This is a genomic window from Stenotrophomonas sp. YJH_SMC_29 (assembly GCF_059371235.1).
On record NZ_JCAFUK010000007.1, the window covers coordinates 55,284 to 69,469 of the forward strand.

Consider the following 14,186-nt stretch of genomic DNA (forward strand, 5'->3'; position numbering starts at 1 on the left):
CATGTTGGGAAAACTCTCTCTTGAGTCGATCCCCCACGATCCGATCGTGCTGACCACCCTGGTCGGCGCGATTCTTGGTGGCTTGGGCGTCGTCGCCCTGATCACCAAGTTCAAGCTGTGGGGCTATCTGTGGAAGGAGTGGTTCACTTCGGTGGATCACAAGAAGATCGGCGTGATGTACCTCATCGTCGCCTTCGTCATGCTGCTGCGCGGTTTCTCCGACGCCATCATGATGCGTACCCAGCAGGCCATCGCCGTCGGTGGCTCGGAGGGTTACCTGCCGCCGCACCACTACGACCAGATCTTCACCGCCCACGGCGTGATCATGATCTTCTTCGTGGCGATGCCGCTGATCACCGGCCTGATGAACCTGGCCGTGCCGCTGCAGATCGGTGCGCGCGACGTCGCGTTCCCGTTCGTCAACTCGCTCAGCTTCTGGCTGTTCGTGTCCGGTGCGGTGCTGATCATGCTGTCGCTGTGGATCGGTGAGTTCGCTGCCACCGGCTGGCTGGCGTTCCCGCCGTTGTCGGGCATCGAATACAGTCCAAGCGTCGGCATGGACTACTACATCTGGGGGCTACAGGTCGCTGGCCTGGGTACCACGCTGAGCGGTATCAACTTCTTCATCACCATCCTGAAGATGCGTACCCCCAGCATGAAGCTGATGCAGATGCCGGTGTTCACCTGGACTGCCCTGGTGACCAACGTGCTGATCGTCGCCGCGTTCCCGGTGCTGACCATCACCCTGGTGCTGCTGACCCTGGACCGTTACCTGGGTACGCACTTCTTCACCAATGACGGCGGCGGCAACGCCATGCTGTACATCAACCTGATCTGGATCTGGGGTCACCCGGAGGTGTACATCCTGGTCCTGCCGGCGTTCGGTGTGTTCTCCGAAGTCATCGCGACCTTCTCGCGCAAGGCGCTGTTCGGTTACAAGGGCATGGTCTACGCCACCGCCTGCATCGGCGTGCTGTCGTTCATCGTGTGGCTGCACCACTTCTTCACCATGGGCTCGGGTGCCAACGTCAATGCCTTCTTCGGCATCACGACGATGATCATCTCGATCCCGACCGGCGTGAAGATTTTCAACTGGCTGTTCACCATGTTCCGCGGTCGCGTGCACTTCACCACCCCGGTGCTGTGGACGATCGGCTTCATGGTCACCTTCGTCATCGGCGGCATGACCGGCGTGATGCTGGCGATCCCGGCCATCGACTTCGTGCTGCACAACAGCCTGTTCCTGATCGCCCACTTCCACAACGTCATCATCGGCGGCGTGGTGTTCGGCATGTTCGCCGGCATCACCTACTGGTGGCCGAAGATGTTCGGCTTCCGCCTTAACGAGTTCTGGGGCAAGTGCGCGTTCTGGTGCTGGTTCATCGGCTTCTACGTGACCTTCATGCCGATGTACGTGCTGGGCTTCATGGGCATGACCCGTCGCCTGCAGAGCACCGTCAACCCGGCCTACGAGCCGCTGCTGCTGGTTGCCGCCTGCGGTGCGTTCATCGTCGGCGCCGGCATCCTGTGCCAGATCATCCAGGTGGCCGTGTCGATCCGCGACCGCAAGAAGACCGTCGACCTGACCGGCGACCCGTGGGATGCCCGTACGCTGGAGTGGGAAACCTCTTCGCCGCCGGCCTTCTACAACTTCGCGACCCTGCCGGACGTCACCGAGCTGGACGATTTCTGGGAGCGCAAGCAGCGTGGTGAAGCCTGGCCGAAGCCGGCCAAGTACACCGACATCCACATGCCGCGCAACACCGGCACGGGCGTTGTCATCGGTGCCTTCAGCCTGGTGTTCGGCTTCGCGATGATCTGGCACATCTGGTGGCTGGCCATCGTCGGCTTCGTCGGCATGATCGCCACGTTCATCTACCGCACCTTCGACCAGGACGTGGACTACTGGGTCCCGGCCGCCGAGGTGGAACGCATCGAGAACGCACACCGCAAGCACCTGGAAGCCCAGGGCCTGGTGAAGTCGGAGCTGAAGGCATGAGCACCAATACCTCGACCCTGAGCCACGGGCACGCCGCGCAAGCGGCGGCCCATGGCCATGACGACCACGAGCACCACGACACCGGCGGCAACACCGTCTTCGGTTTCTGGGTGTACCTGATGAGCGACTGCCTCATCTTCGCCTCGCTGTTCGCCACCTACGTGGTGCTGTCCGGCGGTACCGACGGTGGCCCCGGCGCGAAGGACCTGTTCGAGCTGCCGTTCGTGGCGTGGGAAACCGCGCTGCTGCTGACCTCGTCGCTGACCTTCGGCCTGGGCATGATCGCCATGCACCGCAAGCAGGTCGGCCAGATGTTCCTGTGGCTGGCGGTTACCTGGCTGCTGGGCTTCGGCTTCATGTGCATGGAAGTCTATGAGTTCCAGCACCTGATCCATCAGGGCTACGGTCCGGACCGAAGTGCCTTCCTGTCGGCGTTCTTCGCCCTGGTCGGTACCCACGGCCTGCACGTCAGCGCCGGCCTGCTGTGGCTGCTGGTGATGTTCGTGCAGCTGAAGAAGTACGGCCTGACCCCGACCAACAAGACCCGCATGGCGTGCCTGAGCCTGTTCTGGCACTTCCTGGACCTGATCTGGATCGGCGTGTTCTCCGTCGTCTACCTCAATGGAGCGCTGTAATGGCACATGACAACCACGCACACGACCACGGCACCGGCGGCGAAAGCCACGGCAGCGTGAAGTCGTACCTGATCGGCTTCGTGCTGGCGGTGGTGCTGACCGTCATCCCGTTCTGGATGGTGATGTCGGGCGACTTCTCCCGCACCGTCAACGGTGTGGTGATCGCGGTTACCGCGGTGCTGCAGATGCTGGTCCACCTGGTGTTCTTCCTGCACCTGGACCGCTCGTCGGAAAGCCGCTGGAACGTCAACGCTGCGGCCTTCACCATCGTGGTGATCGGCATCATCGTGGTCGGCACCCTGTGGGTCATGCACAACATGAACGTGCACATGATGCACTGACGTCCTGGCGACGTTGCCACGCAGAAAGGCCGCCCTCGGGCGGCCTTTTTGTTGGCGGGTGGAGGGCAGCACGTGCAACGCATGCCAGGGGGTAATGCCGGCCAGGAGATCCACACCACACGTGCATGGGGTCAGAGCCCTTGCCCGCGGCAAGGGATTCGACCCGGCAGTGCCGGCACACGGGGGTAGTGCCGGCCGCTGGCCGGCAATTGCAGGACGCCGGCCAGCGGCCGGCGCTACCAGAAGATCCACAGCACACGTGCATGGGGTCTCACCCCACCCGGCGCAGGAACTCGTCGGCGTCCATCGGCCGGCCCAGGTGGTAGCCCTGCAGCTGGTCGCAACCCAGCTCGCTCAGGTACTCGCGCTGCGCCTGCGTCTCCACGCCCTCGGCCACCACCTGCAGCTGCAGGGTGCGACCGAGCGCGATGATCGACGAGACGATGGCGGCATCTTCGGCGTTGCATTCCAGGTCGTGCACAAAGGCGCGGTCGATCTTCAGTTCGGTGGCGGGCATGCGCTTGAGGTACAGCAGGCTGGAATAGCCGGTGCCGAAGTCGTCGATGGCGATATGCACGCCCATCGCGGTCAGGTCGTTGAGGATCGCCAGGCTGGCATCAACGTCCTTCATCGCCGTGGTCTCGGTGATCTCCAGGGTCAGCCGCGCCGGTTCGATCCGGTGCCGCTGCAGCACCTCGCGCACGCTGTCCAGCAGTGCCGGCGAGGCGAACTGCAACGGCGAGAGATTCACTGCCATGGTCCATTCCGCATGCCCCGACTCGTGCCATGCCCGCAGCTGCGCGCAGGCGCGGTCCAGCACCCAGTCACCGATCGGCAGGATCAGGCCGCTGCGCTCGGCAATGGGAATGAACACATCCGGTGCCAGCAGGCCCAGCTCCGGATGCTGCCAGCGCAGCAGCGCCTCGGCGCCGGTGGCCGGTGCGCCGGCGGCAGGGAACTTGGGCTGGTAATGCAGGATCAGTTCGTCGCGTGCGATGGCTTTGCGCAGGTCCTGCAGCAGGCGCAGCTGGCGGTTGGCGCTGAGCTGCATCGACGGGGTGAAGAAGGTGTAGCCGTTCCGCCCGGTTTCCTTGGTGTGGTACATCGCCGCATCGGCGTGGGCCATCAGCTCGCGTTCGTTGCTGGCGTCATCCGGATACAGGGCGATGCCCAGGCTGGCACTGACCTGCAGTTCAGCCGCATCCAGCGTGAACGGTTCGCCGGCGGCGGCGATGATGCGCTCGGCCACCACCACCGCATCGTCGGGAGTATCGATGGCCAGCACGATCACGAACTCGTCGCCGCCGAGGCGGGCGAAGGTATCCTGCGGCCGCAGCTGTCCCCCGATGCGCTGTGCCACCGCCACCAGCAGGCGGTCGCCGAGCTGGTGGCCGTAGGCATCGTTGACCGCCTTGAAGCCGTCCAGGTCGCAGAACATCACCGCCACTGCATGGTTGCGCCGCCGCGCCTTCTCGATGGCCTGCTCGATGCGGTCCTGCAGCAGCATGCGGTTGGGCAGCTGGGTCAAGGGATCGTGCAGCGCGGCCTGGATCAGCTTGTCGTTGGCGTGCGCGAGCGAATCGGCCAGCAGCCCGGTGCGCACGCGCATCTGCCGGTCGAACAGCGAGGCGACCAGGGCGATGCCCAGCGTTGCCACCGTGGTGACGATCACCAGCACGGCCAGCCAGCGTGTATCGATGCCACCGCTGCCGACCGCGCCACAGACGCTGCCTTCGGGGAAGCGCGCCGCCGCCATGCCGGTGTAATGCATGCCGACGATGGCCAGCCCCATCACCAGCGAAGCGAGCGCGCGCAGCAACAGGGTGTTGCGCTGCTCGGCGCGCAGGCGGAAGGCGATCCACAGTGCGGCGCCGGCGGCACCGATGGCCACCGCGATGGAGGCAGCGAACCAGCCCGGGTGGTAGTCGATGCCGGGCTGCATGCGCATCGCCGCCATGCCCAGGTAGTGCATGGCCGCGATGCCCAGGCCCATCAGCACGGCACCCGCCAGCAGGCGGCGCCACGGCAGGCTGGGGCGCGACACCAGCCACAGGGCATAGGCCGAAGCGCCGATCGAGACGGCCAGCGAGTACAGGGTGATGCCGAGGTCATAGCCCACCGGGATCGGCAGGTCGAAGGCCAGCATGCCGATGAAGTGCATCGACCAGATGCCCAGCCCCATGGCCGCCGCGCCGCCGGCCAGCCACCAGCGCGCCACGCGCCCCTCGGCCGTGGCCAGGCGCCCGGCCATGTCCAGCGCCGTGTACGAAGCAAGAATGGCCACCAGCAGGGAGATGGTGACCAGGCTCTGACTGTAACTGCCAGTCATGTTGAATCCAGTGGGGGAGGGAGGGGGCGCCCGCAAGGCGCACGCCCGCGACCCCTATCGGCGCGGGTGGGCAGGACTTGAGCGGTCGCAGCAGCTGCGACCCGGCTCGGCTATCCTGCCACGCCCGTTCCCGTTGCAGGAAATCACCCCGATGGCAAAAGCCCGTACCGCCTACGTCTGCAATGAGTGCGGCGCCGAATTCAGCAAGTGGCAGGGCCAGTGCACCGAGTGCAATGCCTGGAACTCGCTGTCGGAAATCGTGCTGGAAAGTGCGGCGGCGACCAAGGCGCCGGCGTCGCGCCGGGCGGGCTGGGCCGGCAAGGTCGATCCACCGAAGATCACCGCCCTGAAGGACGTGGAGCAGACCGAGCATCGCCGGGTCACGACCGGCATCGGCGAGTTCGACCGCGTGCTGGGCGGCGGCCTGGTCGAAGGCGCGGTGGTGCTGGTGGGCGGTGACCCGGGCATCGGCAAGTCGACTTTGCTGCTGCAGGCGGTGGCGAAGATGGCGGCCGAACTGCCGGTGCTGTACGTGACCGGCGAGGAATCGCTGGCCCAGGTGGCCGGCCGTGCGCATCGGCTGGAGCTGCCGCTGGATGGGGTCAACGCGCTGGCCGAGACCGGGGTCGAATCGATCCTGCAGCATGCCTCCCGGGCCGGCCCGCGACTGATCGTGGCCGACTCCGTGCAGACCCTGTGGACCGAGAGCCTGACCGCCGCGCCCGGTTCGGTCAGCCAGGTGCGCGAGAGCGCGGCGCGGCTGGTCCGGTTTGCCAAGGAAACCGGCACGGCCGTGTTCCTGGTCGGCCATGTGACCAAGGAAGGCGGCATCGCCGGCCCGCGCGTGCTCGAGCACATGGTCGATGCAGTGCTGTATTTCGAGGGCGAGAGCGGCAGCCGCTTCCGCCTGTTGCGCGCGTTCAAGAACCGCTTCGGTGCAGTCAACGAACTGGGCGTGTTCGCGATGGGCGACAAGGGCCTGAAGGAGGTCTCCAACCCATCGGCGATCTTCCTGTCCGGCGGCAGCACCCATCAGCCGGGCAGCTGCGTGATGGTCACCCGCGAGGGCACCCGGCCACTGCTGGTGGAGGTGCAGGCGCTGGTCGATGCGTCGCCGCTGTCGAATCCGCGCCGTGTCGCGGTCGGCCTGGAGCAGAACCGCCTGGCCATGCTGCTGGCGGTACTGCATCGCCACGGCGGCGTGCTGGTCGGCGACCAGGACGTGTTCGTCAACGTGGTCGGTGGCATCCGCGTGCAGGAGACCGCCGCCGACCTGCCGGTGCTGCTGGCCGTGCTGTCCTCGCTGCAGGACCGGCCGCTGGCGGAAAAGACGATTGCGTTCGGCGAGGTGGGGCTGTCCGGCGAGATCCGCCCGGTGCCCAATGGTGAAGACCGGCTGCGCGAGGCCGCCACCCATGGCTTCAAGCGCGCCATCGTGCCCAAGGCCAATGCGCCCAAGGGCGGTTCGGTGAAGGGGATGGAAGTGATCGCGGTGGAGCGCCTGTCCGAGGCCATCGACGCGGCGTGATGCACGCGGGCCTGCCTGCGGGGCCTGCCTCTACAAACGTCATATACGGCAACGGTCAGGCTGGCTGTGCTAGTTTTTCCCGCTCGACGAAGGCGCCCTCTGGCGCCTTTCCGTGCCCAGGAGTAAACGATTACATGCAGGACACCGCGCTCACCGCCCCCAACGCCGAGATCCGTCGTGCCGGGGTCGATCTCAATGGACTGATGACGGTGCTGGGCAAGCACCTGTATTCCACCCCGGTGGTGGCGCTGCGCGAACTGGTGCAGAACGCGCACGACTCGATCATCCGCCGCCGCATCGAACAGCCTGGCATCGAAGTGCCGTCGCGCATCTCGGTGCAGGTCGATGCCGGTGCCGGCGTGCTGCGCATCATCGATACCGGTGCCGGCCTGACCCGCCAGGAGATCCACGATTACCTGGCCACCGTCGGCGTCGGCTATACCCGTGGCCTGCGCCAGGGCGGCGCGGATGACGAAGGCCTGATCGGCATGTTCGGCCTGGGTTTCCTGTCGGCCTTCGTGCTGGCGCGCCGGGTCAGCGTGCGTACCACCTCGTACCAGACGCCGGATCTGGGGCACCTGTACGTGTCCAGCAATGCCGAGCAGTACACCGTCAGCGAAGTGCCGGCACGCGCGGTCGGCACCGAAGTGGAACTGGAACTGCATCCGGATTTCCTGCCGCTGGCCAACGAGGCGCGCCTGCACGAGGTGCTGGGCCGCTACTGCGCGCTGCTGTCCGAACCGATCTTCATCGGTGCTGCGACCGAAGCGCTCAACCCCGAGCCGCCGCCGTGGCGGGGGCAGGGCGACGTGGCCGTGCACCCGGTGCAGGCACGCCGCCAGGCACTGCAGTTCGCTGCGCGCTTCGAGCACGATTTCGAGCCGATCGTCACCGTGCCGCTGCGTGCCGACGGCAGCAGCGATGCCACCGGCCTGCTGTGGGTGCAGGACGGCGCGACCTATGGCACCAGTGACAACCGCAACCTGTCGGTGTTCGTGCGCGGCATGCTGCTGGATGACGATGCCCGCGACCTGCTGCCGCCGTGGGCCGGCTTCATCGGCGGGGTGATCGAATCCTCGCGGCTGACGCCGACTGCCAGCCGCGAAGACCTGCAGCGCGATGACCACTACCGTGCCGTGCAGCATGCCTTGCTGGAGGCGCTGGTCGACGGCCTGGCCGACGTCGCGCGGCAGCAACCGGAAGCCTGGCGGCGGGTCCTGGCCCGCCACAACGAGGCGCTGCTGGGCGCAGCGCTGTGCGATGACCGCCTGTTCGAACTGCTGATGGAGCATGTGCGCGTGCCGACCTCGCAGGGCGACCTGCCGGCCAGTGCCCTGCCGGCGCGCGGTGCCGTGCATGTCATCCTCGACAACGGCGGTGGCTTCGAAGAGATGCTGTTCCGCGCGATGGGGGTGCCGGTCGCGCATGGCCACCGCTACGCAGTGGTGCCGTTCCTGCGGCGCTGGGCCCAGGCCAAGGGCCTGCGCCTGGTTGAACTCGGCACCGAGCAGGGCAACCGCGCACTGTTCCGCAGCGATGACAGCCTCGACGAGGCGCAGCTGGCCTGGCTGCGCGAACAGCTGGGCGATGGCGAGCAGCTGCTGCCGGCGCGCTTCAGCCCGGAGGCACTGCCGGTGGTGGTGGTGCCCGACCGCGAGGCCGAACTGAAGCAGCGCCTGGAGGACGACGAGAACGATAAGCGCGTCTCGATGGCCGCGCTGCGCCTGGCGCGCCAGTTCACCGCGCGCATCGAATCACGCGCGCCGTCGCGGTTGTACCTCAATCTCGACAACCCGGCCGTGCAGGCGCTGTTGCGTGCCCAGCGCGAGGGCCATCCCCAGGCCGACGCCGCCGCACGCCTGCTGCGCTCGCTGAAGATCATCGTCGCCGCGCAGGGGCGCCCACTGGCGCGCGCGGCGACCACCGCAGGCCCTGACCTCAATGGCGCCTTTACCGATATCGCCGGTGCCCTGCAGCAGATGCTGCGCTGAGCACCGTACCTTCTCATCCAGCCTTCGCTAGACAGGAGCATTCATCCCCATGGACATCTGGAACTGGGTCGAAAAACTGCAGGGTGACCTGCGCCAGGCCGGCCAGGCGCAGAACGCGCACCTGCTGAACCGTCTCGCCGACGAGGTCAGTGAACTGCAGATCGACCGCGTCGATGCGCTGCTGCCCGAGGCGCGTGCGCTGGGCAAGGCGCTGGACAACCCGTGGGTCGACGTCTATGTCGGCCACTGGGCCCTGCGCAACCGCGTCGGCAACCGCGTGGAAGGCGAGAGCGCACTCGGCGAAGCCGTAGCGCTGTTTGAACGGGCACATCGCGAGGACACGCTGGAGTGCCCGCAGTCGATCTGCGTGACCCAGGACCTGGCGGCCTGCTACGGCAACATCGATGGCCCGGGCTGGGTGCCTGAGCGCATCGAGGTGTGCGACGAAACGCTGGGCCGCATCGATCCGAGCTGGGCCTGTTTCCAGTGCCTGAGCTGCGAGAAGGCCGATGCACTGCTCGATGATGGCCGTGGCCAGGAGGCGCTGGATTACCTGCAGGTGCAGGCCGATGCCGTGGAAGCCTGTGGCAAGGAAGTGTTCGACAGCTTCCCGGAGATGCAGATCAAGATCCTGCTCGCTGTTGGCCGCGCCGACGAGGCACTGGCGCTGATCGAGAAGCGCGAGGCCGAAGTGGCAGCCTCCGGGGAGTACGAGCCGGCCAACTGCACGGTGCCGCGTCGCCTGTCCAAGGCCTGGGCGCTGGCCCAGCTGGGCCGCGACGAAGAGGCGCTGCAGCAGCTGGTGCCGTGGAGCGAGCTGACCCCGAACTACTGGCGGTTGTGGGCGAACACCGCCGCCGCGCTGTGCCAGCGTGACCCGGCACGCAATACCTGGGATCTGGGTACGCGCTTCAATACGATCATCGAACACTTCGCGCGCGTCGGATCGCATCGCCTGCTGATCGAAGTGGCAGCGTTGAGCCTGGAGCTGGCGCTGCAGCGCGGTGCGCGCTGGGTCGCGCTGCGCCAGCTGGAACTGGCCCGCACCCATCTGGCGCAGCTGCGCCAGGACCGTGGTGCCGCGGCCCTGGTGGCCGGCCTGGCCGCGCGCATCGAGGCATTGCCGGACGTCGCGCCGCTGCCGGTGCCGGCCGGCGAGCTGCTGGCATGGCTGGACGCGCAGGGCGAACAGAACCAGGCGCGCGACCCCGAGCGCGAGGCGCAGTGGTTGCTGCAGGCGCATGCCGAGCTGCCCGATGACGAGGCGCTGGCCGAGATGGCGGCCTCGGCGCTGAACGCCTGCGGCGCGCAGGCCGAGGCGCGAGCGCTGCTGTGGCGGTTCGTACGCAGCCATGCGCAGAACGATGGCCCCGCGGCCTACACGCTGATGCGCTGGCTGGCCGAGCAGGGGGACGACGACGGCCTGCGCCAGCTGGCCGAGGTCTACCGCAGCAGCGTGCCGGTGTTCGCGCACTGGTGCGAGGTGCAGCGCGCACGCCGCGTGTCCGACTGGCCGGCGCTGGAGCAGGCGGCCCGATCGCTGCTGGAACTGTCTCCGGGCTCGCACGGCGCGCGCGGCACGCTGGCGCGCATGTACATGGAAACCGGTCGCTTCAGCGAAGCGCAGGCGTGCTATGCACAGCTGGTCGAGCTGCTGGACGAGCCCAATGCCGCGCACTGGGACCACATGAGTGCGGCAAGCGCGGCACGCGACTGGGATGCGGTGCGCCGCTCGGCTGCGGCGCTTGGCATGGAGCTGTCCAGCCACGAGGGCGTGGTCGAGGAACCGTGGGGCTGGGTGATCATCCGCAGCGAAGAGAACGACGAACCGATGGAGTACTACGCCCGCCGCAGCGGACCGGTGACCGCGCGCATCGTCGAGAATGCGCCGTCCAATCGCGCCCAGCAGGTGGGCGACTGGGTGGTGTTCGATGCCGCGCTGGTGCATCCGGCACCCGAGGAGGAGGAAGCGCGCGAGCAGTTCATCCCGACCTATGCGCAGGTGCATGTGCTGGAGCGCGGCGGCTTCGCCCGCAGCTGGATGATCGATGGCGCGCACCCGGGCGAAGAGGCCTGGAATGCCTTCGTCGAGGCGACCGAAGCACAGGGTTGGAAGGTGTGGTCGCACAGCCGCCCGGACTACACCGTCACCGACCCCGATGTGGAAGAGGGCACGTTGCCCGGCCTGCTGTTCACCGTCGCCCAGCCGCAGGACCATGCGCCGCTGGCGCTGCACCGCTTCCTGCAGCAGCACACCGCGACGTGGCCGCATCCGCATTGCTGGCTGCGCCTGGCTGAAGCCTGTGACCAGGATCGCCAGCCGCATCTGGACGTGATCGAGCGTTACGGCCTGTAAGCCGGGTATCGGGTAGTGCCGGCCGCTGGCCGGCAGCACCGGGATATCCTGTGTGCCGGTCAGCGGCCGGCACTACCTCAAGGAGGAATACATGCGGAAGACAGGGATGTTCGTGCTTGCCGGGCTGTTGCTGGCCCCCACCGCGCAGGCCGCACCGGCCTGCCAGGAACCCGTGGCCGTTGCCCGTGCCTTCTTCGAGGCGACGACCGGCGATGGCGACCTGCTGGAACCGCCACCGGCGCTGGTCAGCCCGGCGTTCGGCAAGGCACTGCGCGGCGAGCGCGCCTGCCAGCAGCGCGAAGAAGGCATCTGCACGATCGATTCCGATCCGTGGCTGGATGCGCAGGACGGCGACATTGAAACCCCGGTGCGTTACCGCTGGAAAGAGGCGTCGGCCACCGCGGGCCAGGTCGAGATGCGCTATGCGGTATGGAAGAAGGCCTACCTGACCCGCCTGCCGATGGTGCGCCAGGGCCAGGGCTGCTGGCAGGTCGATGACATTCTCACCAACAGTGGACGCTCGGTACGGAAGATCCTGGCGCAGCCGCTGCCTTGATCGTCTGCGGCATCCACGCAGGGCGTGGTTCAGTTGCCGGCCCGGCCCGCGGCCGGTATTACCGGGCCATTACGCCTTAACGCGTATGCCCGAACACCAGTTCGATCACGAACTGGCTGCCGAAGAACGCCAGCAGCAGCAACAGCATCGCCGCCAGCGTCCAGTGCACGGCCTTCATGCCGCGCCAGCCGTAACGACGGCGTCCGACCAGCAGCACGCCGAACACGATCCACGACAGCACGCTCAGCACGGTCTTGTGCACCAGCTTCTGCGCCAGCAGGTCATCGACGAACAGCACGCCGGTGACCAGGGTCAGGGTCAGCAGCGCGAAGCCGACCGTGATCACCCGGAACAGCAGCGATTCCAGGTCGGCCAGCGGTGGCAGCGCGCGCAGCCACGGCCGGAACTCACGGCGGCGCAGCGCGCGTTCCTGCAGCCACAGCATGATCGCCAGCAGCGCGGCGATGCTCAGCGTGGCGTAGGCCAGCAGCGCCAGCCATGCGTGGCTGGCCAGGCGCCAGCCCAGCACCTTGCTCGGCTCGTGGCCGTAGCCGTGATAGGCCAGCAGCAGTACCGCGGCCAGTGGGAACACCACCACGCCCAGCGCCGACATGCGGCCGCGCGCGCCCACCAGCGAGGTCAGCCAGGCCATGCCCAGGCCGACCAGAGACAGCGCGGCGAAGAAGTGCATGTCCGGCCCGCCCGTGGTACGCATCGCCACCATCACGTGGTAACCGCCATGCAGCAGCATCGCCGGCAGGGCCGGCCACAGCCAGGTGGGCGAGCCGGAGGTTTCATCGCGGCAGAGCGCGCGCACCAGCAGGGCACTGGCAGCCAGGTAGAGCAGGACGGCGATGAGAACGATTGTCATCGTTGCAGTTTCGCATACCCCTGCGGTGGTGGCGACGGCCCCGTCGTCGCAGCCCGGGCAGACAGCCGGACCCGTTATACTGTCGGCCTTATTGTCCCCCGCTTTCAGACAGGTTGCGCCGCATGTTCGAGTCCCTGACCCAGCGCCTTTCCGGCACCATCGAGCGCCTGCGTGGCCGCGGCCGCCTGACCGAGGAGAACATCCGCGAGGCGACCCGCGAAGTGCGCATCGCGCTGCTCGAGGCCGACGTTGCGTTGCCGGTGGTGCAGGCCCTGATCGAGCGCATCAAGGTGCGTGCGGTCGGCCAGGAAGTGCTGAAGTCGCTGACCCCGGGCCAGGCCCTGATCAAGGTGGTGCGCGACGAACTGACCGCGGTCATGGGCGCCGAAGCCAGCGACCTGAACCTCAACGTGCCCGCCCCGGCCATCATCCTGATGGCGGGCCTGCAGGGCGCCGGCAAGACCACCACGGTCGGCAAGCTGGCCAAGCACCTGAAGGAAAAGCGCAAGAAGAAGGTGATGGTGGTCTCGGCCGACGTCTACCGTCCGGCCGCGATCGAGCAGCTGAAGACCCTGGCCGAGCAGGTGGGCGTGCTGTTCTTCCCGTCCAGCGCCGACCAGAAGCCGGAAGCCATCGTCCGCGCCGCCATCGACGATGCCCGCAAGTCGTTCGTCGACGTACTGCTGGTCGATACCGCCGGCCGCCTGGCCATCGACGAAGCGATGATGGCCGAGATCAAGGCCCTGCACGCGGCGGTGAATCCGGCCGAAACCCTGTTCGTGGTCGACGCCATGACCGGCCAGGACGCGGCCAACACCGCCAAGGCCTTCGGCGACGCGCTGCCGCTGACCGGCGTGGTGCTGACCAAGACCGACGGTGACGCCCGTGGCGGCGCCGCACTGAGCGTCCGCTACATCACCGGCAAGCCGATCAAGTTCGTCGGTGTCAGCGAAAAGCCGGAAGGCCTGGACGTGTTCCATCCGGACCGTATCGCCAGCCGCATCCTCGACATGGGCGACGTGCTGTCGCTGGTCGAGCAGGTGGAGCAGCAGGTCGACAAGGACAAGGCGGCCAAGCTGGCCGAGAAGGTCGCCAAGGGCAAGAAGTTCGACCTGAACGACATGCGCGACCAGCTTGAGCAGATGCAGAACATGGGCGGCATCGGCGGCCTGATGGACAAGCTGCCAGGCCTGGGCAACATCCCCGACCATCTGAAGCAGCAGGTCAGCCAGGGCAAGGAAGTGCCGCGCATGATCGCCATCATCAGCTCGATGACCAAGAAGGAACGGCGCAACCCGAACCTGCTCAATGGCTCGCGCCGCGCGCGCATCGCCAAGGGCTCGGGCGTGACCCCGGCCGACGTCAACAAGCTGATGAAGCAGTACATGCAGATGGAAAAGATGATGAGCAAGATGGCCGGCGGCGGCATGAAGGGCATGCTGCGCAGCATGAAGGGCATGATGGGTGCCATGGGCGGCCGTGGCATGCCGTTCCGTTGATGACGGCCCCGGTCGCAGTGTGATGTAGCGCCCGAGCCCTCGCTCGGGCGGCGGCGCAAGCGCCGCAGCAGGCGGTCGGGC

General features: G+C 67.2%; 10 protein-coding genes. 8 read left to right on the forward strand and 2 right to left on the reverse strand.

Annotated elements, in window-relative coordinates; all coding sequences use genetic code 11:
- Position 1: 1 nt before the first annotated feature.
- The 3 genes from cyoB to cyoD are packed head-to-tail and all read left to right on the forward strand — an operon-like array spanning position 2 to position 2,975.
- Entirely contained in the window at positions 2-1,999 is a 1,998-nt protein-coding gene (gene cyoB, locus AC5P9I_RS09520) for a cytochrome o ubiquinol oxidase subunit I (protein WP_053462474.1), read from the forward strand.
- A complete protein-coding gene (gene cyoC / locus AC5P9I_RS09525; protein WP_049465799.1) occupies positions 1,996-2,634 on the forward strand; it encodes a cytochrome o ubiquinol oxidase subunit III in 639 nt (212 codons plus the stop codon). Before cyoB ends, cyoC begins: the two co-directional genes overlap by 4 nt.
- Positions 2,634-2,975 (forward strand): cytochrome o ubiquinol oxidase subunit IV, encoded by a 342-nt coding sequence (cyoD, locus tag AC5P9I_RS09530; protein WP_049465797.1) that lies wholly within the window; start codon positions 2,634-2,636, stop codon positions 2,973-2,975. The genes cyoC and cyoD overlap by 1 nt, the downstream gene beginning before the upstream one ends.
- Before the next feature lie 271 nt (positions 2,976-3,246).
- Here cyoD and AC5P9I_RS09535 read toward each other — a convergent pair whose 3' ends face one another.
- A complete protein-coding gene (locus AC5P9I_RS09535; RefSeq protein WP_064237915.1) occupies positions 3,247-5,304 on the reverse strand; it encodes a putative bifunctional diguanylate cyclase/phosphodiesterase in 2,058 nt (685 codons plus the stop codon).
- A gap of 151 nt (positions 5,305-5,455) precedes the next feature.
- Between AC5P9I_RS09535 and radA the strand changes: the two genes are divergently transcribed.
- The 4 genes from radA to AC5P9I_RS09555 all read left to right on the forward strand — a co-directional run bounded on the left by radA (position 5,456) and on the right by AC5P9I_RS09555 (position 11,735).
- Entirely contained in the window at positions 5,456-6,832 is a 1,377-nt protein-coding gene (gene radA, locus AC5P9I_RS09540; RefSeq protein WP_049465464.1) for a DNA repair protein RadA, read from the forward strand.
- A 134-nt stretch (positions 6,833-6,966) separates the two neighbouring features.
- Positions 6,967-8,823, forward strand: coding sequence for an ATP-binding protein (locus AC5P9I_RS09545; protein WP_049465467.1), 1,857 nt, complete (start codon positions 6,967-6,969; stop codon positions 8,821-8,823).
- Positions 8,824-8,872: 49 nt separating this feature from the next.
- The gene (locus tag AC5P9I_RS09550; RefSeq protein WP_130768604.1) at positions 8,873-11,179 is read left to right on the forward strand and encodes a tetratricopeptide repeat protein; all 2,307 of its coding nucleotides are present in this window, start codon (positions 8,873-8,875) and stop codon (positions 11,177-11,179) included.
- Between the two features lie 91 nt (positions 11,180-11,270).
- Positions 11,271-11,735, forward strand: coding sequence for a YqhG/Tai3 family protein (locus AC5P9I_RS09555; protein ID WP_049465472.1), 465 nt, complete (start codon positions 11,271-11,273; stop codon positions 11,733-11,735).
- Between the two features lie 76 nt (positions 11,736-11,811).
- Here AC5P9I_RS09555 and AC5P9I_RS09560 read toward each other — a convergent pair whose 3' ends face one another.
- On the reverse strand, positions 11,812-12,606 hold the full coding sequence (locus AC5P9I_RS09560; RefSeq protein WP_130768603.1) for a cytochrome C assembly family protein: 795 nt from the start codon (positions 12,604-12,606) through the stop codon (positions 11,812-11,814).
- A gap of 122 nt (positions 12,607-12,728) precedes the next feature.
- On the opposite strand from AC5P9I_RS09560, the gene ffh reads away from it, so the two are divergent.
- Positions 12,729-14,105 carry a signal recognition particle protein gene (gene ffh, locus AC5P9I_RS09565; protein WP_005408591.1) on the forward strand — a complete coding sequence of 459 codons (1,377 nt, stop codon included), beginning with the start codon at positions 12,729-12,731 and terminating at the stop codon, positions 14,103-14,105.
- Positions 14,106-14,186: the final 81 nt, after the last annotated feature.

What these genes read in the sequence shown, in the direction of transcription:
- cyoD (WP_049465797.1), top strand. Translation starts at nt 2,634, where the DNA reads ATGGCACATGACAACCACGCACACGACCACGGCACCGGCGGCGAAAGC.
- AC5P9I_RS09555 (WP_049465472.1), top strand. Translation starts at nt 11,271, where the DNA reads ATGCGGAAGACAGGGATGTTCGTGCTTGCCGGGCTGTTGCTGGCCCCC.
- AC5P9I_RS09545 (WP_049465467.1), top strand. Translation starts at nt 6,967, where the DNA reads ATGCAGGACACCGCGCTCACCGCCCCCAACGCCGAGATCCGTCGTGCC.
- AC5P9I_RS09535 (WP_064237915.1), bottom strand. Translation starts at nt 5,304, where the DNA reads ATGACTGGCAGTTACAGTCAGAGCCTGGTCACCATCTCCCTGCTGGTG.
- cyoC (WP_049465799.1), top strand. Translation starts at nt 1,996, where the DNA reads ATGAGCACCAATACCTCGACCCTGAGCCACGGGCACGCCGCGCAAGCG.
- AC5P9I_RS09550 (WP_130768604.1), top strand. Translation starts at nt 8,873, where the DNA reads ATGGACATCTGGAACTGGGTCGAAAAACTGCAGGGTGACCTGCGCCAG.
- AC5P9I_RS09560 (WP_130768603.1), bottom strand. Translation starts at nt 12,606, where the DNA reads ATGACAATCGTTCTCATCGCCGTCCTGCTCTACCTGGCTGCCAGTGCC.
- ffh (WP_005408591.1), top strand. Translation starts at nt 12,729, where the DNA reads ATGTTCGAGTCCCTGACCCAGCGCCTTTCCGGCACCATCGAGCGCCTG.
- radA (WP_049465464.1), top strand. Translation starts at nt 5,456, where the DNA reads ATGGCAAAAGCCCGTACCGCCTACGTCTGCAATGAGTGCGGCGCCGAA.
- cyoB (WP_053462474.1), top strand. Translation starts at nt 2, where the DNA reads ATGTTGGGAAAACTCTCTCTTGAGTCGATCCCCCACGATCCGATCGTG.